General features: G+C 37.2%; 23 protein-coding genes and 1 riboswitch. Of the genes, 8 read left to right on the forward strand and 15 right to left on the reverse strand.

Features of this window, described 5'->3' with window-relative positions; genetic code table 11:
- Position 1 precedes the first annotated feature (1 nt).
- From ACIQX2_RS13080 to ACIQX2_RS13100, 5 genes are all read right to left on the reverse strand, one after another.
- Complete coding sequence (locus tag ACIQX2_RS13080) at positions 2-799, reverse strand: nucleotidyltransferase domain-containing protein (RefSeq protein ID WP_402851047.1); 798 nt, start codon at positions 797-799, stop codon at positions 2-4.
- 59 nt (positions 800-858) lie between these two features.
- The gene (locus tag ACIQX2_RS13085) at positions 859-1,608 is read right to left on the reverse strand and encodes a GNAT family N-acetyltransferase (protein WP_402851050.1); all 750 of its coding nucleotides are present in this window, start codon (positions 1,606-1,608) and stop codon (positions 859-861) included.
- A gap of 75 nt (positions 1,609-1,683) precedes the next feature.
- Entirely contained in the window at positions 1,684-2,883 is a 1,200-nt protein-coding gene (gene thrS / locus ACIQX2_RS13090; RefSeq protein ID WP_402851053.1) for a threonine--tRNA ligase, read from the reverse strand.
- A gap of 601 nt (positions 2,884-3,484) precedes the next feature.
- A complete protein-coding gene (locus tag ACIQX2_RS13095; protein ID WP_402851056.1) occupies positions 3,485-4,822 on the reverse strand; it encodes an FAD-dependent oxidoreductase in 1,338 nt (445 codons plus the stop codon).
- A 138-nt stretch (positions 4,823-4,960) separates the two neighbouring features.
- The gene (locus ACIQX2_RS13100) at positions 4,961-6,997 is read right to left on the reverse strand and encodes a catalase (RefSeq protein WP_402851059.1); all 2,037 of its coding nucleotides are present in this window, start codon (positions 6,995-6,997) and stop codon (positions 4,961-4,963) included.
- Between the two features lie 161 nt (positions 6,998-7,158).
- Positions 7,159-7,258, forward strand: a riboswitch (SAM riboswitch).
- 103 nt (positions 7,259-7,361) lie between these two features.
- Here ACIQX2_RS13100 and ACIQX2_RS13105 point away from each other — a divergent pair.
- The 5 genes from ACIQX2_RS13105 to ACIQX2_RS13125 all read left to right on the forward strand — a co-directional run bounded on the left by ACIQX2_RS13105 (position 7,362) and on the right by ACIQX2_RS13125 (position 11,680).
- Complete coding sequence (locus ACIQX2_RS13105) at positions 7,362-8,534, forward strand: acyl-CoA dehydrogenase family protein (protein WP_483880199.1); 1,173 nt, start codon at positions 7,362-7,364, stop codon at positions 8,532-8,534.
- Between the two features lie 14 nt (positions 8,535-8,548).
- Complete coding sequence (locus ACIQX2_RS13110; RefSeq protein ID WP_402851062.1) at positions 8,549-9,400, forward strand: transporter substrate-binding domain-containing protein; 852 nt, start codon at positions 8,549-8,551, stop codon at positions 9,398-9,400.
- An 81-nt stretch (positions 9,401-9,481) separates the two neighbouring features.
- Positions 9,482-10,186, forward strand: coding sequence for an amino acid ABC transporter permease (locus tag ACIQX2_RS13115; protein ID WP_402851065.1), 705 nt, complete (start codon positions 9,482-9,484; stop codon positions 10,184-10,186).
- Between the two features lie 12 nt (positions 10,187-10,198).
- Entirely contained in the window at positions 10,199-10,912 is a 714-nt protein-coding gene (locus ACIQX2_RS13120) for an amino acid ABC transporter permease (RefSeq protein WP_402851068.1), read from the forward strand.
- Positions 10,913-10,924: 12 nt separating this feature from the next.
- Entirely contained in the window at positions 10,925-11,680 is a 756-nt protein-coding gene (locus tag ACIQX2_RS13125; protein ID WP_402851071.1) for an amino acid ABC transporter ATP-binding protein, read from the forward strand.
- Positions 11,681-11,741: 61 nt separating this feature from the next.
- On the opposite strand, the gene fabI is transcribed toward ACIQX2_RS13125, so the two are convergent.
- From fabI to ACIQX2_RS13145, 4 genes are all read right to left on the reverse strand, one after another.
- On the reverse strand, positions 11,742-12,521 hold the full coding sequence (fabI, locus tag ACIQX2_RS13130; RefSeq protein ID WP_402851073.1) for an enoyl-ACP reductase FabI: 780 nt from the start codon (positions 12,519-12,521) through the stop codon (positions 11,742-11,744).
- Between the two features lie 194 nt (positions 12,522-12,715).
- Positions 12,716-14,428, reverse strand: coding sequence for a GMC family oxidoreductase (locus tag ACIQX2_RS13135; protein ID WP_402851076.1), 1,713 nt, complete (start codon positions 14,426-14,428; stop codon positions 12,716-12,718).
- 23 nt (positions 14,429-14,451) lie between these two features.
- Positions 14,452-15,192, reverse strand: coding sequence for a gluconate 2-dehydrogenase subunit 3 family protein (locus tag ACIQX2_RS13140; RefSeq protein ID WP_402851079.1), 741 nt, complete (start codon positions 15,190-15,192; stop codon positions 14,452-14,454).
- A gap of 282 nt (positions 15,193-15,474) precedes the next feature.
- A complete protein-coding gene (locus tag ACIQX2_RS13145) occupies positions 15,475-16,380 on the reverse strand; it encodes a MerR family transcriptional regulator (RefSeq protein ID WP_402851081.1) in 906 nt (301 codons plus the stop codon).
- A 660-nt stretch (positions 16,381-17,040) separates the two neighbouring features.
- Between ACIQX2_RS13145 and ACIQX2_RS13150 the strand changes: the two genes are divergently transcribed.
- The 3 genes from ACIQX2_RS13150 to ACIQX2_RS13160 all read left to right on the forward strand — a co-directional run bounded on the left by ACIQX2_RS13150 (position 17,041) and on the right by ACIQX2_RS13160 (position 20,122).
- Complete coding sequence (locus ACIQX2_RS13150) at positions 17,041-18,111, forward strand: ABC transporter permease (RefSeq protein WP_402851083.1); 1,071 nt, start codon at positions 17,041-17,043, stop codon at positions 18,109-18,111.
- 4 nt (positions 18,112-18,115) lie between these two features.
- Complete coding sequence (locus ACIQX2_RS13155) at positions 18,116-18,802, forward strand: ABC transporter ATP-binding protein (protein WP_402851086.1); 687 nt, start codon at positions 18,116-18,118, stop codon at positions 18,800-18,802.
- A 144-nt stretch (positions 18,803-18,946) separates the two neighbouring features.
- The gene (locus ACIQX2_RS13160) at positions 18,947-20,122 is read left to right on the forward strand and encodes an aminotransferase class I/II-fold pyridoxal phosphate-dependent enzyme (RefSeq protein WP_402851088.1); all 1,176 of its coding nucleotides are present in this window, start codon (positions 18,947-18,949) and stop codon (positions 20,120-20,122) included.
- 106 nt (positions 20,123-20,228) lie between these two features.
- Here ACIQX2_RS13160 and ACIQX2_RS13165 read toward each other — a convergent pair whose 3' ends face one another.
- The 6 genes from ACIQX2_RS13165 to ACIQX2_RS13190 all read right to left on the reverse strand — a co-directional run bounded on the left by ACIQX2_RS13165 (position 20,229) and on the right by ACIQX2_RS13190 (position 26,031).
- Positions 20,229-21,662: an MATE family efflux transporter gene (locus ACIQX2_RS13165; RefSeq protein WP_402851345.1), complete on the reverse strand. Its 1,434-nt coding sequence runs from the start codon at positions 21,660-21,662 to the stop codon at positions 20,229-20,231.
- Positions 21,663-21,737: 75 nt separating this feature from the next.
- Positions 21,738-22,085: a hypothetical protein gene (locus tag ACIQX2_RS13170; RefSeq protein ID WP_402851091.1), complete on the reverse strand. Its 348-nt coding sequence runs from the start codon at positions 22,083-22,085 to the stop codon at positions 21,738-21,740.
- A gap of 399 nt (positions 22,086-22,484) precedes the next feature.
- On the reverse strand, positions 22,485-22,961 hold the full coding sequence (locus ACIQX2_RS13175; RefSeq protein WP_402851094.1) for a glutathione peroxidase: 477 nt from the start codon (positions 22,959-22,961) through the stop codon (positions 22,485-22,487).
- Between the two features lie 34 nt (positions 22,962-22,995).
- Positions 22,996-23,517 carry a tubby C-terminal domain-like protein gene (locus ACIQX2_RS13180; RefSeq protein WP_402851097.1) on the reverse strand — a complete coding sequence of 174 codons (522 nt, stop codon included), beginning with the start codon at positions 23,515-23,517 and terminating at the stop codon, positions 22,996-22,998.
- A gap of 64 nt (positions 23,518-23,581) precedes the next feature.
- On the reverse strand, positions 23,582-24,481 hold the full coding sequence (locus ACIQX2_RS13185) for a DMT family transporter (RefSeq protein ID WP_402851100.1): 900 nt from the start codon (positions 24,479-24,481) through the stop codon (positions 23,582-23,584).
- A gap of 104 nt (positions 24,482-24,585) precedes the next feature.
- Positions 24,586-26,031, reverse strand: coding sequence for a magnesium transporter CorA family protein (locus ACIQX2_RS13190; protein ID WP_402851103.1), 1,446 nt, complete (start codon positions 26,029-26,031; stop codon positions 24,586-24,588).
- Between the last annotated feature and the right edge of the window lie 31 nt (positions 26,032-26,062).

Raw genomic sequence — 26,062 nt, forward strand, 5'->3', positions numbered from 1 at the left:
CTTATACCTCCGAAAAATAACTTTCCTTACAAAATTTATGCGCATATAAAACAAAATCTCTACAAGCTTCGGCACGAAGAATTTCTGTATCAAACAGTGATTGTGGATGCCTCGACATACGTATTCTCCATCCTTCTTTCAATAATAGATGCCAACGTTCAGGCAAAGTCTTCAAGCCGTTTTCCAATGCTCTTTTCTTGGAAATAATCTGCCTATTCTCTAAAGAGTAGAGAATCCTACAAATAGTTGTAGTGATGGATTCCACTATTTCATCCGAAACTGAAGTCCTTACTTCTTTCACTTTGCTGTACCAATATTCATTCATATTATATTTTAAAGTATTGAAGACATCTTCCCATTTAGTTGCAATATTTAGCTCTATAATTGGTGTTCCTTCTATTACAATTCCGTACTCCTTTAATACCCACCAGGTTACATGATTAATATCCCAACGACCAATCTCTAAACACCCATCCGAGCAGTAAGGATAAGGAGCTAGAGTGTCATTAGTTTTTCCTATATCTTCTTTTAATATATACATTCCATCTAACCTTGCTCCGCGGTTTTCATTAGTTAATTGAATATGAATATCCTTTAGAATTTCTATTTCTTGTTTGTTAGCTGTTCGCTTCAATAAAACAATAAAGTCAATATCGCTCTTTTCCTGTTCAAAAGCCCCTAATGCAGTAGATCCATAAATATAGACCCCTTCTATAAAATCCTTTGAGAAATATGTATTCAATAAATGCAAAAAAGCTTGCATCAATTGATCTACCTCCTGCGGTATGGATTGCTTCATGATTCACTCCCCTATATCTCTATATTCAAAACGTATCTTATGATATAAAAGAGCTTGCACTACTGTACAAACTCTTCTTTTAATAAGGAGCAAATTGCCGCATCACAAAAATGACCTTTTTCAAACGCTGATTTTCGCAAAGTACCTTCATGTACAAAGTCTGCTTTTTCTAATGTTTTTTGGGATGCTATATTTTCAGGATCAAAGAGTGCTTCAATTCGATTTAACTCCATTGTCTCGAAACCGTAACGCAAAATAGGTTGTAAAACCTCTGTCATTACACCTTGTCGCCAAAACTCTGGAGTCACTTCAAAACCAACTTCCGCTTTAAAATGTTCCTTCTCCCAATTGTGATAACCACAGCTACCAATAATCTCATTATCTTCCTTCGTAGCAATTCCCCAACGGAAACCCTCTTTCTTGTGATAGCGCCTTTGCCAATTTTTTATTAATACTTTTGCTTCCTTAATGTCCTTAAACGTATTCAAATCATAATACTTTGTGACCTCGTCTTTTGAAAAATAATGAAATACTTCTTTTGCGTCACTAGTTTCAATCGGCCGCAAAAAAAATCGTTCTGTTTCCAATTTTGGAAATCTCTTTTTATGATTATCATAAAGAAGTAAAACTACAAATTGAACAGTAGCTATTAACCCCGCTAAAATACTTAAAAAGATACTGACCCAAATATGGTTCGCAATTTCTCCATTTCCAATAGGCCCTACTCTCGGTTGATACATAGTATAGATTCCCCAGGCATTACCAGCTAGAATAGCGAGACCTCCCAATAATAATATCCACTTTCCCATTCACCGACCTCCGTAATAGATTCATTCGTTATTTACTACCGAAAATCCTTGTTGTAATGAGATGTGTTTTGTATTTTATATTTTCTTCTCCTCATTTAATTCCTCTATAAATGCTGAAATACTCATTTCACCCAAAACACCTACTTTATGTTTTCGAACAGAAACTGCATTATTTTCTTTTTCATGATCTCCTATAATGAGCATATAAGGATGCTTTTGTATAGCTGCTTCACGGATTTTTAATCCAACTTTCTCTATCCGATTGTCTATCTCCACTCGATAACCCTTCTGCTCAAGTTGTTGTTTTACTTCCTCTGCATACTCGATATGTGCCTCGGAAATCGGCAGTACTTTAACTTGAACTGGAGATAACCACAGCGGAAAGCTACCTTGAAAATGTTCTAAAAGAATCGCTATGAATCGTTCAATGGATCCGTAAATCGCACGGTGAATCATAATCGGTTGTCGTAGTTGATTGTCCTCGTCGATATATTTACAGCCAAACTTCTCAGGCATTTGAAAGTCGAGCTGAACAGTGCCACATTGCCAGCTACGTCCTAGTGCATCTAATATATGAAAATCAATTTTCGGACCATAAAATGCTCCATCGCCCTCATTTACTTGGTATTCTACCTCCTTTTGCTGAAGAACTTTTTCAAGGGATTTCTCTGCTTGATTCCAAACTTCTACTGATCCCATATAATTCTCTGGTCGAGTTGATAGCTCAACTTTATAGCTAAAGCCAAATTCTGAGTAAAATTCATCTACAAGGTCAAGCACCTTCGCTATCTCACTTTCAATCTGCTCCTCCAAAACAAATAGGTGAGCATCATCCTGAGTGAATGCTCGAACACGTAATAATCCATTCAATGAACCTGATAGTTCATGACGGTGAACTAAACCAAGCTCCGCATATCGAATAGGTAGCTCCCTGTAGCTTCTTCGCTTACTATTAAAGATTAATACCGCGCCTGGACAATTCATTGGTTTAATCGCATATTTTTGATCATCTACATCTGCAAAATACATATTTTCATGATAGTGATCCCAATGCCCTGATTTTTCCCAAAGCTCCTGCTTCATCATAATGGGAGTTTTAATCTCTTGATATCCTCCTCGTTGATGCTTTTCCCTCCACAAATTTTCAAGTTCATTCCGTAATACCATTCCTTTTGGGAAGTAAAACGGCATTCCTGGTGCTTCTTCCATCGACATAAACAGTTCCAATTGCTGCCCTAAATTTTGATGACTTACTCTTTCTTCTTTCACTGACATGTTAATTCCTCCATTTTAAACATAAATTTTTCCTAACAAAAAAAGACCACACCCATCCCGGTAAAGGGACGAGTGTGGTCGTGGTTCCACCCTAATTTGCAACACAAAAAGACTGTTGCGCTCAAATAAGATAACGGTTTCCCGATTATGGATAGTTACATAAATGTGTTCCCCATAATTACTCCAAGGTGGTAAATCATTTGTTTTTCTTTAGGGGCTTTCAGTCGGTGACCCCATTCTCTGATAAGAAAATACTAAATGATTCATGTCCTCTTCTTCGCTTGAATATTAAAATACAAAAAGACCACACCCATCCCGGTAAAGGGACGAGTGTGGTCGTGGTTCCACCCTAATTTGCAACGTAAAAAAATCTGTTGCGCTCATACAAGATAACGGTTTCCCGATTATGGATAATTACATAAATGCTTTCCCCATAATTGCTCCAAGGTGGTAAATCATTCGCTTTTCTTTAAGGGCTTTCAGTCGGTGACCCTATTCTCTGATAAGAAAGTTATAAATGATCCATGTCCTTTTCTTCGCTTGTTACTAATTGATTTTTCTTAGTATATGTAACAAAATTTAAATTGTCAACATTACTTTTTTATTTTTTCGCAGTATTTCGTTTTGCCATTTGCTGTAACGGATCCCAAACACCATTATACGGAGGGGCATATGCGAGATCAAGATCCAATAACTCGGAAAAGGTCATGCGATGATAAAGTGCTGTTGCTAATACATCAATTCTTTTATCCACACCATTCCCTCCAATAATTTGTCCACCTAAAAGTAGTTGATCATCCTTACGGTAAATTAATTTCATATGCATTGTTTCTTTACCAGGATAGTAACCTGCGATATCTGTCGCTTCCTGAACATGTATGTCATATGAAATACCAAGCTGCTCTGCTTCTTTCTCAGACAAGCCAGTTTTTCCGAGAGACAAATCAAAAAATTTCATGATGGATGTTCCTACGATCCCTTTAAATTCATTGTTTTGGCCAATCATATTTAATCCAGCCAATCGCCCTTGTTTATTAGCAGTAGTTCCTAAAGGGATATAGTCATTTAGTTGTTTAATACGATGAAAATGAGTAGCACAATCTCCCGCCGCATAGATATTTTCCACATTCGTTTCTAAATGTTTATTTACTATAATTGCTCCATTCGAGTGCATTTGAATACCAGTTCCGTTCAAAAATGAAGTTGTTGGTTCTATTCCAGCAGCTACTAACACCAAATCAGTTTGATAGCTTCCCTTGTCCGTTATTACTTCGCTTACTCGAATGTCTCCTGTGAACGATTGAACTTCCTCATTTAATAATACTTCCACACCTTTAGCCTTTGCATGCTCCTCTATCAAACATGCTACGTCGTTATCGAATATACTTGCAAGCTGAGCTCCTCTTTGAATAATCCGTGCTTTTTTCCCTATACTCACAAAGTTTTCAGCCATTTCTAACCCGATATATCCTCCACCAACAATAGTTACTTGACGTACATTTGCTAAATCCGCAATAATCGCCTCTGTGTTTGGTATCGTTTTAATCGTATGAATCCCTAACAAATGACGACCATCCCAATTAGGAATAACGGATGTACCACCAGTTGCGATTAGTAAACGGTCATAATGAATGATGAATTTATCTCTCGTTTGTGTAATATTGCCTGAAACCGTTTTATGTATAGGATCCACATCAGTCACTTCATATCCTGTTTTGGCATCTATGCCATATTTACTTCGGAACATTTCAACACTTCGAGCGATTAGATCTGTTGAAGAGGCTATCTGTTTTCCAACTACATAAGGTAAACCACACTGCCCATAAGAATAAATATGCCCTTTTTCCAACGTTGTAACTTGAGCACCTGGTTGGTTTCGGACAATTTCCATTGCCGCACTCATTCCTGCTGCATCCCCACCGATTATTACGTAGTGCATGAAACCCACTCCTCTGTTTCTCTTCTATTCATCTCATTCTATATCGTTTGCGTATTCTCCTCCTAGTATTCGTTAATCCTATCGTTTATTATACAAAAATGGACATGCCCAAATAGTTGGACATGCCCATCTCCCGGTTTAAACTGCTCGGTTCCAAAAACGATGTGTAGCAATGGCTTTCAAGAAACTATCTACAAAGCTCTTGCCAGTTTCTTTGGAGAGAACGCCAGCTTGACCAGTGAAGTGAAGATTATCGACTAGTTGCTCACCGTTAAATGTAGCACCAATCGGTTTGAAATGCGCATAAGCTTCCTTAATGAAATAAGATGCCTTTTTTTCAAACATAGCCGTTTTGCCTTGAGAGCTTGCTACGTAAACTGCATCAAACAATACAGAATCAGCAGTTAGGAAAGTATGGTCTACCGGTAGCAGTGTTCCATCTGCTCCCGTGACTGATCCATGATGATCACTCACTATTTCTGGCATTGTCCCACCAGCTTTTAAGTCTGCTAGAATCTCAGCTAAGTTCTCGTCAAACCCTTCTCCCACTAGGACGGCAATCTTTCGCGTTTGTGGTGTCATAATCGTATTCAGCTGACTCAGTGCTGGTGAAGACTTTGTACTAGTAGAAGTACTTACACCTTGCACTACCAGCCCTAAATTTTCCGCGACCTTACTTGCTAAATCCAAATCTACATGCGAAAACATCTCTAGTACTTGTTGACGTACCGTCAATTCTTTACATTTACCAAGTTCAAAACTAAATGCATTAATAATATGTTCTTTCTCTGGATCACTCATGCTATTCCAAAATAACGTTGCTTGTGAGAAATGGTCTTTAAAGCTCTCACTTCGAGCTCGTACTTTACGAGCATCTATCTTCTCCTGATAATGTGCATACCCACCTTCAGCTTCACTAACAGGTGTGGGTGTATTTCCAGCGAGTGAGTTTTTATGATAACTTACTCTTCCTACATTAATAGTTTGTCTGCCAAATCCATCTCGTTGGTTGTTATGGAAAGGGCAAACTGGTCTGTTTATCGGTAGTTCATGAAAATTAGGTCCACCAAGACGGATTAATTGGGTATCTGTATAAGAGAACAATCGTCCTTGCAGTAGTGGGTCATTGGAAAAATCAATTCCTGGGACAACACTTCCTGGATGGAAAGCGACTTGCTCCGTTTCGGCAAATACATTATCTACGTTACGATTTAATGTCATTTTGCCCAAAATTTTTATTGGTATTTCTTCTTCTGGCCATAGTTTAGTAGGATCTAAAATATCAAAATCAAATTTAAATTCATCTTCTTCCGCAATTAGTTGGACTCCAAATTCATACTCTGGATAATCGCCATTTTCAATCGCCTCATATAGGTCACGACGATGGAAGTCTGGATCTTTCCCATTTAGCTTTTGTGCTTCATCCCATACAACCGAATGGGTACCAAGTAACGGTTTCCAATGAAATTTTACAAAATGGGACTTACCTGCCTCGTTAATGAAACGGTATGTATTTACACCAAACCCTTCCATCATACGGAAGCTACGTGGAATCGCACGGTCCGACATAGCCCACATCACCATATGCGCCGTCTCCTGATTATTGGCAACAAAATCCCAAAACGTATCATGTGCAGTAGCTGCTTGTGGAATTTCATTGTGTGGCTCTGGTTTTAAAGCATGTATTAAGTCTGGGAATTTAATAGCATCTTGAATGAAAAAGACTGGAATATTGTTTCCTACTAAATCATAATTCCCTTCTTCCGTATAAAACTTCGTTGCAAATCCTCGAGCATCCCGTGCTAATTCACCAGATCCCCGGGATCCTGCCACAGTAGAAAATCTTACAAAAACTGGGGTCTTCGTGCCAGGTGTTTGTAAGAATTTCGCTTTTGTAAATTCACTCGCTGATTCATATAACTCAAACTCTCCATGAGCCGCATATCCTCTAGCATGTACTACTCGTTCTGGTATACGTTCATGGTCAAAATGCGTCATCTTTTCGCGGAAATGGAAATCTTCTATCAAAGTAGGACCTCGTTCTCCTGCTTTTAGAGAAAACTCATCCTCGGATACTTTTAATCCTTGATTTGTCGTCATTGCTTGTCCTTGATCGTCCACACGGAATTCTGCTAATTGTTCATCTTTGCTGTTTCCAGTTACTTTCTTGTCCAAACAAACTCCTCCTCTATTTATCTCTTCACTATTATAGATACCCAGAATGACTTTCCAAAAACCTTAAATTTAAAACTATCATTTAATTCCGATTGAAATAATATGAATTACTATTGACTTCATCCTGATGAAGTAGTACGATAATTTTAACAACTTCATACTACTTATTAAGAGAAGCGAAGGGACTGGTCCGATGATGCTTCAGCAACCGCCCCCACTAGGGTATGGTGCTACTTCCAGCAAGAAATTGAGAGATAAGTACATAATACTTCTAATCGCTCTTTTCGTTTTGTGAAGAGCTTTTTATTTTTTTATAATACCGACTTAACAAATTGGATTAATTAATACAAGGAGACGATAAATTTTGAGTAATTTATACATTAAAACAGAAAAGCAGCGACAATGGATAAATCGTTTATACGAATTAGAACATAAATTTAAGAGTAAGTCCGCGGAAATTGACGAACAATCTATTTTCCCGCATGAAAACGTGGAGGATTTGATAAAGCTTGGTTATGCAAGTCTTACTCTACCTGAATCATATGGCGGCAATGGCTTTTCGGTTTACGATATGGTTCTTCTACAAGAAACACTTGCCAGCTTTGATGCAAATACGGCCCTGTCTGTGGGCTGGAGCTTAGGGGTAATTGGTGAGCTATACGAAAACAAACTTTGGACGAAAGAAAAATTAGAATTTTTCGCAGTAGAAGTATTAAATGGTGCTCTCATCAATCGTTCTGTCAGTGAAGCTCAGACTGGAAGCCCAACGCGTGGAGGTAGACCTGGCACGACTGCTATTAAGAATGGAGATACATGGGTTTTAAATGGACGGAAAATATTTACTACCGCTTCCCCTGTGCTATCTTACTTTTTAACTTCTGCTTGGATTGAAGAAAAAGAAAGAATTGGTTTCTTCCTTATTCCACGTGATACAGAAGGTCTTACTATTGAAGAAACGTGGGATGTAGTATCGATGCGTGGAACAAGTAGTAATGACTTAGTACTAAATAACGTAGTTGTACATGAATCGTATTTGGTAGAGCTCCCAGAATTCGCTAGTGGTGGGAAGATCAATGGTTGGCTACTACATATACCAGCAACCTATCTCGGAATTGCACAGGCTGCTAGAGATTACGCAGTCCATTTTGCTAATACCCATTCACCGAATAGCCTGAATGGACCTATTGCTCAGTTGCCTAACGTTCAGCAGCTCATCGGAGAAATAGAATTAGAGCTTACGAAGGCTAGATTAGTCATTTACGGAGTTGCTTCTGCCTATGACAATGAGTCTACTAAAGAACTATTATCCAACGAAGTAAGCGTAGCGAAGCATATCGTTACTAATTCAGCAATTACTATTGTCGATAAAGCCATGCGTTTAGTTGGTGCCAAAAGCTTGCAGCGAACAAATCCACTACAACGTTACTACCGAGATGTTCGTGCAGGACTCCATAATCCTCCTATGGATGATATGACAATTAAAAAACTAGCACTTTCTGCGTTAGAAGAAGATAAAAATAAAAAATTAGAGAAATGATAAGGAGAATGAATATGAAAAAGTATTTTAAATTAGCAGCAGTTGGGTTAGCATCTATTACGATTTTAGCGGCTTGTGGTTCTGGAGAGACTTCTACTTCATCAGAGGGCGGAGATGTTCGCAAGGTAAAAGTGGCATATGACATGGCCTCTAAACCTATTTCTTGGTTAGATGACAAAGGTAATGCGACTGGCTACGATGTAGAGGTTATGAAACTAGTGGATGAATTACTTCCTGAATATGAATTTGAATATGTAGGAACTACAAGTGATGATCTATTAATCGGAGTAGAGCAAGGTAAATTCCAAGTTGGTGTAAAAAATGCTTTTTGGACAGAAGAACGCACTGAAAAGTTTATTTACCCTAAGGAATTTTTAGGATTAAGTAGCGCAGGTCTCGTATTGAAAAAAGAGAATGAGCATATTAAATCATTAGAGGATTTTGCATCTGCCGGTTTCTCATTAGCACCGATTGCAGCAAATAATGCACAGTACACAGTAATTGATGAATATAACAAAGCAAACCCAGACAATCCAGTTAAACTAGATGCTGGAGATGCATTTACAGTGGATGTAGTTCAATGGGTAAATGAAGGTCGTGTAGACGGTGGTGTCATTATTGAAGGACCATTCCAAAAACAAGTATTAGATGAGGCTGGCCCTTACTACAACTTAAAAGATGAAGTAGTTTACAATGAATTTGCTGTTATTAAGACATGGCCATTATTCAACAAAAAAGAGCAAGAGTTTGCAGATGCATTCGACAAAGCTATTAAACAATTACAAGAAGATAAGAAAACGAACGAACTTAGCAATGAGTTCTACGGTAGGGACCTTTTTGAAGTGTTAGACAAGGTAGAAAGATAACAGATATGTTTCCTATAGAGGCTGCCTAGCGTAGGACGCGCAGGCAGCCTTTCAAAATTTTATAGGGGGAAAATGCGTAATATGGAAAAATATTTTGATATATCGTACATTTGGAATTCGCTACCAGTATTGCTTCCGTTTTTAAAAGTAACTTTTATGGTTGCGGGTTTGTCTATTATTTTCGGGACTTTTTTCGGATTAATCCTTGCGGTGATGAAACTTGGGAAGAGTAAAATTGCTCAAAAAACTGCGAATTTGTATACTACAATTTTAAGATGTACGCCATCTATCGTGCTACTGTTTTTAGTGTATTACGGAGTTCCTGCCTTAGCCGATAATTTCGGGTTATATTTACATGATTTAAATACAGCAGTATTTGTAGTCATTACATTTACCCTACAATTCGCTGCTATTATGTCAGAGGTTATTAGATCTGCCTATGAGTCTATTGAAAAAGGACAATTTGAAGCCGCAGTTAGCGTTGGTCTAAGCCCCTTTCAAGCATATAGACGAATCATTTTCCCACAAGCACTTGTTGTTGGACTTCCTAATTTCGGAAATGGTCTTATCGCATTACTTCAAGAAGGCTCCCTCGCTTATACAATCGGGTTAATCGATATCGTTGGTAAAGCGAATTTAATCATTGCCGCTAACTACAATACTCATGCGTTAGAGATCTTCATCGCTCTTGCGATTGTTTACTGGGTTTTATCTATACTAATTGAAAAATTCTTTGGGAAGCTTGAAAAAGTATTTAGCAAAGGAAAGCAAACAATTAACACGTAAGGAGTGTAAATAATGTCGGAAGGTTTAAATTATACGTTTTTAATAGATACATTCTTCGTTGCATTATCCGGTGTGCCAATTACGCTTTTCGTTACGATTGTAGCTTTATTTGTTGCACTACCTTTAGGTTTTTTACTTGCTTTAACACGCATTAACCAAGTGCCCGTATTAAATTGGTTCTCTAGAATATACGTTTCTTTCGTCAGAGGTACACCGATCATTATTCAAATTTTCATCGTTTATGCAAGTGTGCCATTAATACTCTCGCTTTTCTTTAACCAGTACAATATTAAGATTAACGTCTACGACATCAATCCTATTTGGTACGCTTTTATCGTATTCTCTTTCAGCACTACAGCTATATTGATAGAGGTATTTAGATCGGCGTTGAGTACTGTAAACAAAGGACAACTAGAAGCAGCTCAATCCGTGGGTCTTTCTAATTTCCAAGCCTATCGTCGAATCATTATACCTCAAGCACTAGTCGTTGCTATGCCTAATATTTGTACTGCTACCGTAAATCTTATAAAAGCTACATCACTCGGCTATGCTATGTCTCTACAGGAAATCACATTGAAGGCGAAAGTAGCAGCAAATGTAGGCTATAACTATGTGGAAGCTTATATAGATATTTTCCTTGTATATATTATTTTGTGTAGTCTTGTCGAATACGGATTCAAACTATATGAAAAACGCCTACGTAGATACAAGTATGTGAGCGCTTAAGGAGGATTAGCCATGTTAAAAATCAATGATATTCATAAATCATTCGGTAAAAACGAGATACTCAAGGGTGTCGATTTAAGTATTGATAAAGGGGATGTAGTAGTTATTCTCGGTCCAAGTGGATCTGGAAAAACGACTTTACTCCGCTGTATCAATTTTTTAGAAAGAGCCGATAGTGGAAATGCAACTTTTGGTGATTTACAAGTTAATTTACACGATGCCTCTAAAAAAGATATACATGCGATTCGACAAAAAACGGCTTTCGTTTTTCAAAACTATAATTTATTTAACAATAAAACAGCATTGGAAAACGTTACGGAAGGTCTGATCATCGGTCGTAAAATACCTAAGTCAGACGCTATTGCGATTGGTAGAAAAGCTCTAGACAAAGTAGGTTTATCCGATAAATACGACTCCTACCCTAGCCAGCTTTCCGGTGGCCAGCAGCAGCGAGTTGGAATTGCTCGTGCTGTTGCGTTAAACCCAGATATTATCTTATTTGATGAGCCAACCTCTGCATTAGATCCAGAATTGGTTGGCGAAGTACTAACTGTTATGAAAAATATTGCCAATGAAGGTACGACGATGCTAGTAGTTACACACGAAATGTCATTTGCAAAGGATGTTGCTTCGCACGTCATCTTTATGGATGGAGGAGTAGTAGTGGAAGAAGGTTCCTCTCACGATATCTTCGTAAGTCCAAAGGAAGAGCGCACGAAGAAATTCTTAAAACGCGTATTACCAGAGGATTATACATTTTATATTTAGAAAAAAAGAAGCAGTGGAAAATGACAAATCATCTTCCACTGCTTTTATTTATGAATAATAATTAACCCATTATATTGTATCCAGAATCTACGAAGATGACCTCTCCTGTTACACCACTCGACAAATTACTCAATAGAGCTACGGTCATATCGCCAACTTCTTGCTGTGTCACATTTCGTTTAAGGGGTGACTTTTCTTCAATCTGATGCAAAATTGTATTGAAAGAAGCGATTCCCTTTGCCGCTAGTGTTCTAACTGCTCCAGCCGAAACAGCATTTACACGTACATTGTTTTTTCCTAAGTCCAAGGCCAAATACTTAACGGATGCTTCTAGAGATGCTTTCGCAATTCCCATCACATTGTACCCTTCTAGTACACGTTCAGCCCCTAAATATGTCATCGTTACGATAGAACCACCCTCTGTCATAAACGGAGCTGATTCTCTAGCTGCAGCGATTAGTGAATACGCACTTGTATCCTGAGCGAAAGAATATCCTTCTCTAGATGTTTGTATGAAGTCTCCTTTAAGATCCTCTGCATGTGCAAATGCGACAGAGTGAACTAGACCATGGATTACTCCAACCTCTTTTCCAATTTGTTGGAAAGCAGCTTTCATACTATCATCACTATTTACATCACATTCTACTACTAGTTTTGCATCTAAGTTATTATCCTTCAATAACTTTTCTATTTTTCCAAGGGAACGTTCTTTACGGTATGTAAAGATAACATTAGCGCCAACTTCAAATAATGATTTTGCTACTCCCCATGCAAGGCTACGTTCATTCGCAACACCCATCACAACAATATTTTTGTCTTTTAATTGTATTAAGTCTCTCATAAGTACCTCCAATTTATTATTTTCATATATTATACCTGTTATTAGTACCTGGTTATTAGTTTAATCATACCATAAACTCTCCTTTTTGCACTAAAATCTCAACAAATCAAAAACCAACTATTAATAAAAAAATAGTTGGTTACTTTATATTATTGAGTTCGGACATTTTAAATCAACACTAAAACATAATATATTTAAACGAGCGAACCTCCCGTTTTACTATATTTAATAATTCCTTCTGCACTTTTATAGGCTAGAGCTGCTACTGTTCCCGTAGGATTGTAGCCCCCATTATGCGGAAAGTTTCCTGCCCCTACTACAAACAGGTTCTCTGCATCCCAGTGTTGTAAATACGGATTTACTACACTATTTTCAGGACTAGCCCCCATGATAGTGCCGCCCGTATTATGAGTTGTCTGATAACCTACAATATCGTAGTCCGTTATAACCTCTTTTCCTTCTACCGTTTTCGCTCCCATTTCCTTCATAATATTTTGAGTTACTTTTGTAATATACTTATGCAACGCTCTATCCTGATCTGTAAAATTATACGTCATTTGAAGTAGTGGCAACCCATAAGCGTCCTTGTATTTACTATCTAAAGATAAATAATTTTCCTTATGCGGCATTGAGGCACCCTGAGCTCCAATTGATAATGTGCGAGTATAGTTGTAAATAGAATTTTTCTTAAACTCTGCTCCCCAGGTTGGTGTTCCCCGTTGTATTGGATTTGTTTCGATAGGTCTAAATCCTGTTTGTGTGATGGAAATACTACCACCATGAATAAAGTCTAAATCACTATGATCAAAGTTATCTGCATTATAATCATCAATCGACATACCAAGGGCTCCTGCCCCCATAAATGTGTTCATTTGTTCTTCAAAGTAGCCAGTTGCACCCGGTAATATTTGGTAGCAGTAATTTTTACCAAGCGTACCCTTTCCAGTTTCAGGGTCATACTGTTGACCAATATTAGATACCATAAGCAACTTAGCGTTATTCATAACGTAGCTTGCTAGAACAACTACCTCGGCTTCTTGTATAAACTCTTCTCCAGATTGTGTATCCAAATATTTTACACCAGTCACCTTATTTCCACTTTTTACGACTTCCACTACATTCGCATGAAACCTCGCTTCAAAATTCCCAGTTTTTGTTGCGGTAGGAATAACCGTTACTTCAGGTGATGATTTTGCTCCATATTCGCATCCAAATCGTTCACAGAAACCACAGTATTGGCAGGCATTTATGAATTCTCCATCCGGATTTGTATAGGCTTCCGATAAGTTAGCAGATGGTAGCATAAATGGAGCATATCCAAGTGATTTGGTTGCCCCTTCAAATTTTTTCAAAATGGGTGTTCTTTTCATAGGAGGAGTAGGAAAATCCTGCGCTCTCTTCCCCCAAAAAGGATTTTTATCTTCCCCAGAAATTCCTGCGGTCTGATCATATTTATAAAAATAAGGTTCTAGTTCATCATAGGTAACGCCCCAATCTTGAAGTAAGTAATCACTAGATAATTTATTTGGACCATATTTTTCGTCTGTCATTGTTTTAATTTGAAAATCATACGGATAAAATCTCCATGTATGCCCATTCCAATGAGTTCCCGAACCCCCAAGGCCATCACCGAGTAAGAAAGAGCTCAACTGTCTCATAGGCAGTGCTGGCATCTTACGATTATTTCGAATAGTAATGGTCTCTTTCGCTAAGTCCTGCATCAATTCATAACGGACAGCATACCGATATTCGTCATGTATTTTCTGATAGTCCTCAGTCCCTCGTTTTCTTCCTCTTTCTAAACCAATAACCTTTAACCCTGCTTTAGCACATTCAGCCGCAATGATTCCACCAGTCCAACCTAAACCAACGATAACCACATCTACTTTTGGTAATGTTGTAGCCATAATTTTATCCCTCCTACTTTCCTTTACATTCCACCAAGTGACTTTGGCTCAATTTTTTGGAACTTTTCTTTTTCAATTACATCAATATAGGCCATTTGGTGACCAGGAAACTCTTTCATTTTCCAACCATCCATGTTGCGATTTCCACCATACATTGGATCTGCATAAGCTCCCTCTAACGTCGCCGTTCGAAGTAAGCGGAAGAAAAATGCTGAAGTAACTCCCGTCATAGGAATTTCATCTTTTTGAAAAGCAGTTAATATCTCATCCATTTGCTTAGCTTCTAAACCGGAAAACCCTTTTTCAAATCGTTTATTTGCCTCTTCTTCCAACTTAGCAATTCCCTGCATAAAGATAGACGCTCGTGTCAATCGGCTCTGATAGCCTTGAGTTTTAGCACCTACAGCGAACGGACCTTGCATGTATTCTTTCGTATTACTTCCGTACTGTCCAGCCAGTTGCCGATCAATAAAATAGGGAACCCCTAACTCAATAGCCCCTGGCCCTAGATCATCTTTTGGAAAAATACGTTCTGTCGCATTAGAGAGCACATCGAAATCTCTCTGATTTTGAAAGAATTGAAACGCTTCGTTAGTATGCATGTCATGATTTGTAGTACCTGTATCAGATACATGTTGACTTGACTTGTCTACATTTAACCCTACTAAGCCACCTATTAACCCCCCACCTATTAAAGCACCAGTAGCAATCCCTGTAGTTTTAAGAAAATCTCTTCTTGAATAGTTTTTCGGTTTTTCTGTCATATACATTGTCTCCTTAAAGATAATGATCTTACTAGGACCTTCTTAGAAAAGGATATACAAATCTTCATATTTCTAATCAGTCGACACAACTTTTAGCACCTATAAATATCCAAAACATGACTGTGGTTGCTAAATAGTCCATTAAATACTTCGAAGAGGTTAGCTCACTTTTAGCTCAAAACGTCTTTCATTCAGTTTTTGGTGGCATTCAGACAGATTTTTTGCTTATATACTTCAATACTAAAAAAAGCTACTAACTCTCCAAGAGAGCTAGTAGCTTTGTCATTTTATATCAAAAACTTCCTCCAAATCATTACTTACGTGAATTGATTTTAGTTGTTTCCCTTTTAAATAATTATGTGAACCCACTCCACCTATATAAAACGTAACCTGGTCTTGTTCACCTGCAAATTGGTCGAGTCTTCGGAGTAACTTTGGATCCCTTTCAAATGGCAATGTCGTGGATGCTGACAGTAAAACAATTTTTGGTTTTAACTTACTGACTAATGATTCGATTGCTCCCGGTGCTGGTGATGCACCTACTAAAACAGTTTTCCAACCACGAAGCATGAATTGCAGCAATACTATATGCATCGGCAGCTCATGATTTTCCTCTGGCAAACATGCACCAATAACTAACGGTGCATCCTCCCTTAGCTGAAAGGTCTTTCTAATTTGTATTAAATAGTCCCGAACACTCATGCTAGAGACTGCCTCTTGGTATTCGTCCCATTCTTCTCTTTCCCATCTAGCACCTACTTCATGGAGAAAAGGGATAACCACATTACTGATAAATAGATCTAACCCTAACTGATGGTAGGCCTGTTGCAATATAAGATTTAATTCTCCTTCATTACAATAAGTTCCTTTTTCTAGTAATTGAATGACGTAATCGTTAAAGTTGTTTAATTTAGGTGGCTCCGCTATAAAAAAGGCTCCTACATTGTCAGGTTCTTTTTCAATCATCTCTATGGCTTTTTTGATCGAATATCCTTTTTCAGAAAGAATCTTAACACTTAATAACGCATTTACATCCTTTTCGCTATATACTCTATATCCATTTTCTAATCGTTCAGGTTGTACAAGCTCATAACGCTCTTCCCATTTACGTATAACCTGCTTAGACAAACCAGTGACATCTGAAACTTGCTTAATCGTATATATTCCGTTTCGTCGTGTTTCGTCCATAAACGGCACCCCTCCTTACTACAAGTTTGAAACAATTTGTCCTAAAAGTATGCCTCATTATAATAAAAAATAGTATAACATTCAATATACAAACATTATACAACCATTTAATATAAAGAAAAGACCTTAATCGATAGGAAGTGAATTTAAGTGAAATTAAATAAAAATTTATATGTAAAGATAGTTATAGACGGAATTATAGCCGGTGTAGGTTTGACCCTCTTTTTAAAAGTAATTCAGTTTAAAACGGAGTATCAAGTATATACCCTCTTATTAAATATAGATTACATACCATATTTAAACGAGTTTACATTTCCTGAAGTAGTGGAGGTTGCATTTCATTTACTAGTTTCCATAATACTTTCGGTTTTTTTATTTTTGTTCATTCAACGTCAACAACCAAAGTCTACTGCTAGAGTCATAGGAATTTGTGTTTCGATTTGTTTTATAATTGGAGCTCTTTACTTTCCAACAACACTTTTATCCAATAGGACCCCAGCAATTTCTAGCATCCCTTCTCTGGTATATTGGTTGATCGGACACGTTTTATATGGGTGTCTCTTGGGTATATTATTTAAAATAAGATTATACAAACGTTAGACAATAAAGAGAAATTATGATATGATCCATTTATTAAATAGACAAACAGGATGTGACAAAATGTTTTTAGCATGGCATGAAATGAAAAAGAATAAACTTCGCTTCTCATTGATTGTAGGAGTATTAATGCTCGTATCCTATTTAGTATTTTTCTTATCTGGGTTAGCAACTGGGTTAGCGAGCTTGAATAGGGAAGCAGTTGATAAGTGGGGTGCAACAGCCATTATTCTAACCGAAGAGTCAGATAAAAGCTTACCCCAATCCTCTCTAACTACCGAAGAGCTAAATACTATTAACGAAAACGAAACAGCAATTCTTGGACAATTAAATTCAATCGCTACAAATGGTGAGGCCAAACAAAATATTTCTCTATTTGGTATAGATCCTGAAGAATTTATTATGCCTGACGTAACAGAGGGAGAAGTATTTTCAGAAGTAAATGAAGTAATTGCTAGTGACACGCTAAAAGAGGATGGATTTGAACTTGGAGACGAGCTTCAACTATCTTCTACTGATGAAAAATTAACAATTGTAGGTTTTACAGATAGTGCACGCTTCAATGCAGCTCCAGTTCTTTACGGCGAAATAGATACTTTTCAAAAGATTAAGTTTGGAGAAGCTGCAACAGAAAACGAAACACCAATAAATGGTATTGTTGTTCGTGCAGGTGACCTTTCTTCCATCTCTACCTCTAATGAAGACCTCGAGGTTATTGAAATAGAAACATTTATTGAAAACCTTCCAGGATATACGGAACAAGCCTTAACGTTGAACTTTATGATTTATTTCTTATTTGCTATTTCATCTGTCATTGTGGCAATCTTCCTTTATGTTTTAACAGTTCAAAAGATTAGTATGTTTGGAGTAATGAAGGCACAAGGTATTTCGAATGGCTATTTATCTCGTTCTGTTATTGCCCAAACATTTTTGTTGGCATTCACCGGTGTTGTTGTCGGCTTTGCACTAACACTGATTTCTGGAGCATTTTTACCAAGTGCAGTTCCGGTTTCCTTTGATATCTTCACCATGATTATTTACGGCGTAGTGCTCATAACTGTTGCTATCCTTGGTGCTGTATTCTCAGTGTTAACAATCGTAAAAATTGATCCGCTTAAAGCAATAGGAGGTTAATAAAATGGCTATTTTAGAGCTTAATAACGTAACAAAAACATTTGGCACGGGACATAAACAGGTGGATGCTTTAAAAGAAACAAATTTTTCCGCTGAGCAAGGTGAGTTAATAGCAGTCATTGGTCCCTCGGGTTCAGGAAAAAGTACTTTCTTGACGATTGCCGGAGGATTACAAACTCCTTCAAGTGGCGGTGTTTTAGTTAATAACCAGAATCTTGCTGATTTAAACGAGAAAAAACGCTCAAAAGTTCGTTTAAAAGAAATTGGTTTTATCTTGCAGGCATCTAATCTAGTACCATTTTTAAATGTCGATAATCAAATGAAACTATTAGATAATGTAAAAAAAGATAATATGACAACAGAGGAATTGGATGCTTTATACGACAACCTCGGCATTAAAGATTTACGCAAAAAATATCCTGCCGATTTATCGGGTGGGGAGCGTCAACGTGTCGCCATTGCCAAAGCCTTGTACAGTAAGCCTTCCATTCTTCTAGCAGATGAGCCTACCGCATCTTTAGATTCGGAGAAAGCCTATGAAGTTATGGAGCTATTAAAAAAAGAGACGAAGCAAAACAAAACTACTACAATCGTTGTAACGCATGATACACGACTCATTGAGTATTGTGACAAAGTTTATGTAATGACCGATGGAGTACTAAGGTTAATGGAGAAATCTTCCTTTAAGTGAAAGTAAACCTACGATTTTTATATAGAAAATCGTAGGTTTTTTTATTTTTCAATGTAATATATTGCATTTCATATTTTTCACAATTGTATCGAAAATTGTGATATGATAAAACATAAAATTTCATTCGTGTTAGGAGTGCTCATATTGAAAGTTCAACCATCTAAAAAAATGTCGTTATTTGAAAAAGCAATTTTTGGAGACTTGAAAGCCGCCGCAGCTGCCAAACAAGCTCAAGGATTCGACTTATATGATTTAAGCTTAGGTAGCCCTGACCTCCCACCAGATGAGCGCGCTAGAAAAGTTTTGTCAGATCTTAGCTATTCGACTGATTCATATGGTTATACACTTACTGGAACTATGCGCTTTCATGAAGCCGTAGCAGATTACTATAAACGTCGCTCCAATGTTACTTTGGATCCAAAGACACAGATTGTTCAAACGATGGGTTCACAGGAAGGACTCGTCCATCTCCCACTTGCATTTTGTGATGAAGGAGATATTATTCTTACAACAAACCCAGGTTATGTAGCGTATGATGCAGGGATAAAACTTGCCGGTGCTGCACCCTATTATATGGAACTTTTAGAGGAAAACAAATTCTTACCAGACTTAGATGCAATACCTGAAGAAATTGCGATGAGAGCAAAACTCATGATATTAAATTTACCTGGAAACCCAGTTCCGGCAATGCCTGATCCCATTTTCTTTGATAAAGTTGTTGCCTTTGCCAATAAATACAATGTAGTTATTCTACACGATGCGGCCTATTCAGAATTCTATTTTACCGGAAATTCACCAAGTAGCTTCCTTTCCACACCTGGAGCATTAGACGTAGGTATAGAGATCAACTCTTTATCGAAAAGCTTTAGCCTTGCCGGTACCAGAATCGCTTATATCGCAGGAAATACAGAGATGATCAGTATCATGAAGCAGCTAAAATCCAATTTAGATTTTGGGATATTCGGTCCTATTCAGGAAGCTGGGATTGTTGTGTTAAACCATGCAGAGGAAATAACAGAAAGCTTGCGTAAGATTTTTTCAGAAAGACACGCCTTCCTCACAAATGCATTAACTGATTTAGGATGGAATGTAGCCCCTTCTACTGGTGGGATGTTCGTTTGGGCAAAATATCCTTTTAACATGAATGACAAGGATTTCGTTTTTGAAGTAATTGATCAAACCGGCGTAGTAATGGTGCCAGGAACCGTTTTTGGTTCTGCAGGAGCCGGCTATGTTCGTGTTGCATTAGTGCAGGATATCGAAATACTGAGACAAGCAGTGGAACAATTGAAAAAGTTAAAAGTACCTACTATTTGCTAATGCAATCTAAAAAAGCAATCTTTAGTCGATTTCTCGACCAAAGATTGCTTTTTACTTAGGGCATTGAAAACAGACTAGATTTTTACCCGCATTTTTAATAGCCCGCTTAGGTTTCACGTAGCCCATCTTCCCTTTCTTTAGGATGCACAAGTGCGAACCTTTCCCAACGTCGACTTTTCCATCTAAAATACATAATGGTGGCACGAGTCCATTCATCTGCTGCTATTGCCAGCCAAACACCAACTAACCCTAAATCCAGTACAAATATCAAAAAATAGCCTAACGGTAAACTCATCAATACCATAGACAATGCTCCCATAATTACTGGAAAAGTTGCATCCCCCGCTGCGCGCAAGGAATTGATAATGACAATATTTACGGTGCGACCAGTTTCTAATGCAAAGCTTAGTAGCAGCACAGAGGCTCCAATTTTGATAATTTGTTCATTGTCCGTAAATAACCTCATTAATGGATAACGAAGGATGATGACAATCGTTACTAGTGTTAACGTAAAAATCATCGCCCATTTCACACTAAACCATACCGATTTAAATGCTTCTTCTTTTTCATTTGCCCCTACAAATCTTCCGACAATAATTGCTGTTCCCATACCGATGGCGATTGCAAATAAATAAGTGAACATCGATATATTCACGGCATATTGCCTTGCTGCCAATGATTCTGCTCCCAAATAAGTTACATAATATAAAAATACAATTTGACAGCCTTGGTATAAAATCTGTTCAAAAGCAGATGGAAGACCAATTCTTAGAATTTTTTTAATATACTCCTTCGAAATAGTAAAGTAATAATTAACCTGCACCCGATACTCCATCACTCGGTACAGCAGCCAGAAAAATACAAGTAACGCGATAAAACGACTAAGCACAGATGAAATAGCTGCTCCTTGAACACCTAATTCTGGGAAGCCAAATTTCCCAAATATTAATACATAGTTTCCTAGAACGTGGATAATATTCATTCCAAGGGAAACAAACATCGTCTGCTTCGTAAAGCCATGAACACGAATGATAGCGGCAAGTGCATTAATAATGGCCTGCAAGAAAATAGCTCCCCCAACAATAGACAAATATTGATGCGCATGAGCTAGCACATCCCCTTGCAAATTCATCGCAATCATCATATTTTTAGAAAATACAACAAAACCAATGCTCAGAAGAATCCCTACACATAAATTTAATGTTACTGCCAAACCGGATATCTTCGATGCTTCTAAATATCTTTTCGAGCCTAAGTATTGAGACACGACAATAGCTGCACCATTTCCGACAACCTCTAATACTAGTATGGCTATATGAATATACTGATTCGCTGCGCCTACTCCAGATACAGCATTATCTGATACTGCACTGAGCATAAACGTATCCGCAATACCCATTAACATAAACAAAAATACTTCTAAAAATATCGGCCAAGTAAGTGTGAATAAACTCAACTTTTCGCCAAGATTGTTCTTTTTAGTTTTTACCACCGCTACTCCTTCTTTATCCTGAAATTTCAATAAGAAGAATCTTACCACAAATAATGCCTTTCTTCTATAGATATTCAAAAAACACGTCTGCCAAGTAGAAACTAGGCAAACGTGCGCGATACATTATTCAATTCCTACATGCTTATGAATATACTCCTTAATTTGTGGAATGGATAACTCTATATCATATGTCAGAAGATTATCCTTTAAATACGCTAATTTATTTCGTTCTACTGCATCAGATTGGATGTGTAATATATTGTCCAAATATAGTATTCCCTCATTTGTGATCATTCGGTCATGATCACTTAATAATCCTTTATCGTTCAGTTCTGTCTGAATGCTTGTTAAATTTTCACCTACATTGTTTAAAGCCTCTCTAAGTTCTCCTTCATTTTTTTCATTCTTCTCCAAGAAGTTACAAACATAGTAAGCTAGAAGTACCTGTTCCTTTTCTACTAATTTCCCCATGTGTTCTCCCCACTTTCTTTTTTTCCTGTTATTCCCTTTATCCTATGTTTTTAAACACAAAAAAACGAGCAAAAAGATGCCCGGTATTTTAGAAACAAAGCCCATATATTCTATTGATTCCCACTCCGGTCGGACACTTTTCGTGGGCATGGCTCGAGCCTGTAGTCTCTCCCTCGTGCTTTTCCACAGGAGACGCCGACCTGCGCTACATTCAATAAGCTCGTGATATAAAAGTTGCACACAATATAGTATAAATTAACGGTTACTTAGATCGAATTCCCCTTGTCACAAAAATTATAGGAATATTCATTCTTTCAAGTCCCTTGACCCTAGTGCTCAGGGTTATTTTTATATATTTTCTTCCAAAAAAGCCTGAATATCTACTATTCAGGCTTGGAATTATGTATTAATCATTTTTTCAATGTCAGCTTTTATCGATTCTGGGCTATCTGTTGGAGCATACCTTTTTATGATTTCCCCATTTTTATCGACAAGAAATTTAGTAAAATTCCACTTAATGCTTTTCGATAAAATACCTTTACTATTTGTAGTTAAATATTGAAATAGAGGATGTGCATCTTTTCCATTAAGCTTAGTCATTTCATGCATAGGAAACGTGACTCCATAGCTCATTCGACACGCTTGCTCTGCTTCTTCTGCATTACCCAACTCTTGTTTGAATTGGTTTGAAGGGAATCCGAGTACTACAAGTCCTTCATCCTTATAATCATTGAATATCTTTTCAAGTCCATCAAACTGACCTACTAGACCACATTTTGTTGCTGTGTTAACGATTAGCATAGGTTTTCCCTTGTACTCATTTAACTCATACTCATGACCATCTGATTTTTTCACTTTAATATCATATATACTCAAACTAATCACCCCTCAAGTTGATTTACTCTTTAAGTTAAGAACCTATATACAAAGCACATTGGCTAATGGCAATAAACAATGCTGCATTTTTCACTGGAGAATGATCTTTTACTTCTAGCTTCATTTGAAAGACATTGTCTAAAGTCGCTTTCCATCTCGCAATTTCGCTTTCATTGTAAATAAACTTACACCAATCTTCCATTTCCTTATCTAATTTTATTTGCAAATGTCCATCTGTGATAAGTAAATCAGGTACGAGCTCTTTCCACTTGTCATACGCAACCATGTATTTCTTTTGGTCGATGTAGTCGAAGGCCTCAAAATAGACTTTTCCTTTACGGGATACTTTTTTACACATAAAGACTAACTCATCCTTCGTGTCGTAAACGTTATACCAAAGAAAATAACGGTAATCCATTAGTTTATCCAATCTTTTCTTCAAACCATTGGAATAATACCGTTGAAAGGTATAAATAATTTCTCCCTTTTCGTTATAAACAGAGGTTTTCGGGGTCTCCTCAATATTAATAGGTTGCTCGTATGTATAGTAAGCCACGTTCGTTCCTCCTGTGAAAAATATTACATAACTCGACTAAATTATTTCCCGGGAAACAAACATCCTAATTTTTCTCTTTATTTTTCGGGTACCGACTCATCTGCTGCAGGATAAATAAAAACACTCCAACGAGCACAAGAAATCCACCAACAATTTGCCAGCCTACTAATCGCTCGCCTAGGAAAATAGCAGCGAGAATGGTTGCCCCTACTGGTTCCCCTAATATACTCATAGAAATAGTAGTGGCAGTTACATAATTCATCAGCCAATTGTTGATCAAGTGAGAAATAGTCGGTACTATGGCTAATAACAAGAAAATTCCCCATTCTTTTAAATCATAGCCAACCATTACTACGCCTGTCAGCAAGTTATAAACAATGAGTGCTATCGCCGCAAACCCAAAAACAGTAAAACTATAAATCCAATGCGACACTTTCTTTACTGCTTTTTGCCCAATTAATAAATATCCCACCACAGCAATAACACTTAAAAATGAAAGAATATCTCCAATAATGGCATTTCTACTCAGTCCAAAATCGCCCCAACCAATCATCACTGCCCCTATAACTGCAATACCCATAGTCAATAGTGCTGCTTTAGTCGTTCTCTCTTTGAATAATAGGGCACCACCGATCAAGGCAATAATCGGTTGGAGTGCTAAAATAATAGTGGAGCTGGCAACTGTTGTTAGCTTTAAAGAACCGAACCATAATGCAAAATGTAAAGCTAAGAACATACCTGCAACAAACAGCAGGATCCATTCTTTGTTTGCTATTTTTTTGAAATCTGCTCTTTTTAACCATACGACAGGTAATAGCAACAGTGTCGCTAAAATCATTCGGTACATACTCAATATAGTTGCAGGTGCATGAGACCATTTGACAAAAATGGCCGCAAACGAAATCGCTATAATGGAAATGATTAATGGTAACACAATTGATTTAGATGTATTTGCTTGATTCACTTCTTTTACCCCGTTCTTTTGCAATTCTATTATATAATCTAATATACGGGATATAGCTTGAAATAGGAAACACAAAAAACTTCTTCATCCATTGATAAGAAGTTTTAAGATCGGTCCCTTTTCCATTTTCGATATTTATCGTAAATTCCTTTACCTCCTGTGTATCCAATTAAGGCAATAGATAAGCCAATTCCCGTTAACGCAGTAATAAGGGAAATCCATTCAAAAAAAGAGTAACCCGGAACCTTCCCCCAATCTGTTTTTCCCTTCCAATCCTCAATCACCAGATTCATCCCATAAATACCGGACACTACCGTAAAAATAGTTAACATAAATAACAGTGAATTATTTCGTTTGTCTGATTGATTGTCTTGAGCACGGTATAGATCATCTACAGTTTGTTTCACTTCATCGAAAAGACCCTCCAAACGGAATACTTTACGTAACTGCCGCGTAAGCTCTTTTCCTTCGGACCTAGTAGAAACCTCTTCAAAATAATAACGAGAATAAAATTTTGATATGAGTTCTATTAACTCTTCCACATATCTTTTATCCTTTGCCCAACTAACCTCACTATGCTCAAAAGCAACCTTCAACAACATAATTTTATAGTAATAATGAAGCATTAAATTATAGTAATGCACACTCATAAATTGAGAAATCTCTTGCTCTAATTGCTTTTTTTTCTTATTAGAAAGAGTAACCTGGGTATGCTCTGAAGCAATTGTATATGTACTCGGTGCCCAGCGATTATGGACATGGTCGGCAACGTATCGCTTCACATAATCCGCATTGGAGCTAGATATAAACTCATTCCCGTTTATATCCTTTCCATCTAAATGCGCTAAACGAAACAACTGATCTTCTGTAATCTCAGATTGATCTTTGGCGATTAAAAAGACAGAGCTATGCATTCGCTCATCTTCAAAATAAGGTAGACTGCCATAATAACCCGCAAGCTTTTCATCGTGGATGATAAACGGTTTTATAGGCTGACATATATAATCAAAAACGAGCTCGTTGGTCGTCCCGTACACTTTGTTTTTCCGGTGAATTTTAGAGCCTTTATCGAAAGGAAGCTTTGGCTCTAACACTCGAAAATGAGCAATGTGGTCCACAATATTGGTCAATGTTTCCTGCTCTTCATCCATAGTCGTCCGAAGAGTAATTATCCCAATACCAAATGGACATAAAGTAATATCCACACTGTTAATGATAAAATCAAAATTGTTCTCATTCACCTCAAGTGTAAAAGATTCTTCTACTTCTTTTGAATAACGCAAAAAACCCCTATTATTCGTACTAGTAGGGAATAATTTATCTTCGATGAACGGCAAAAAGAACTGATCTAATTCTTCATGGACTATTTTTATATCATCTCCATAATATTTATCTTGTAGTTCCTCTTTGTCTAAAGTGAAAAAGGTGAAATGATGCTTTTTTAGCTGCTCCATTAACTTCTTCCGTTCTTTTTCTCGAAAAGAGAATGGGAATAGATAAGTCATGTATGCATTCGTAACATCCAAGGGTCTAATCTCTATACTATCCATTTTTTCACCTACTTTATGTTGTTATTATTAT

The sequence above is a fragment of the Psychrobacillus sp. NPDC096623 genome (genome assembly GCF_044762655.1).
In the GTDB taxonomy this organism is placed as follows: domain Bacteria; phylum Bacillota; class Bacilli; order Bacillales_A; family Planococcaceae; genus Psychrobacillus.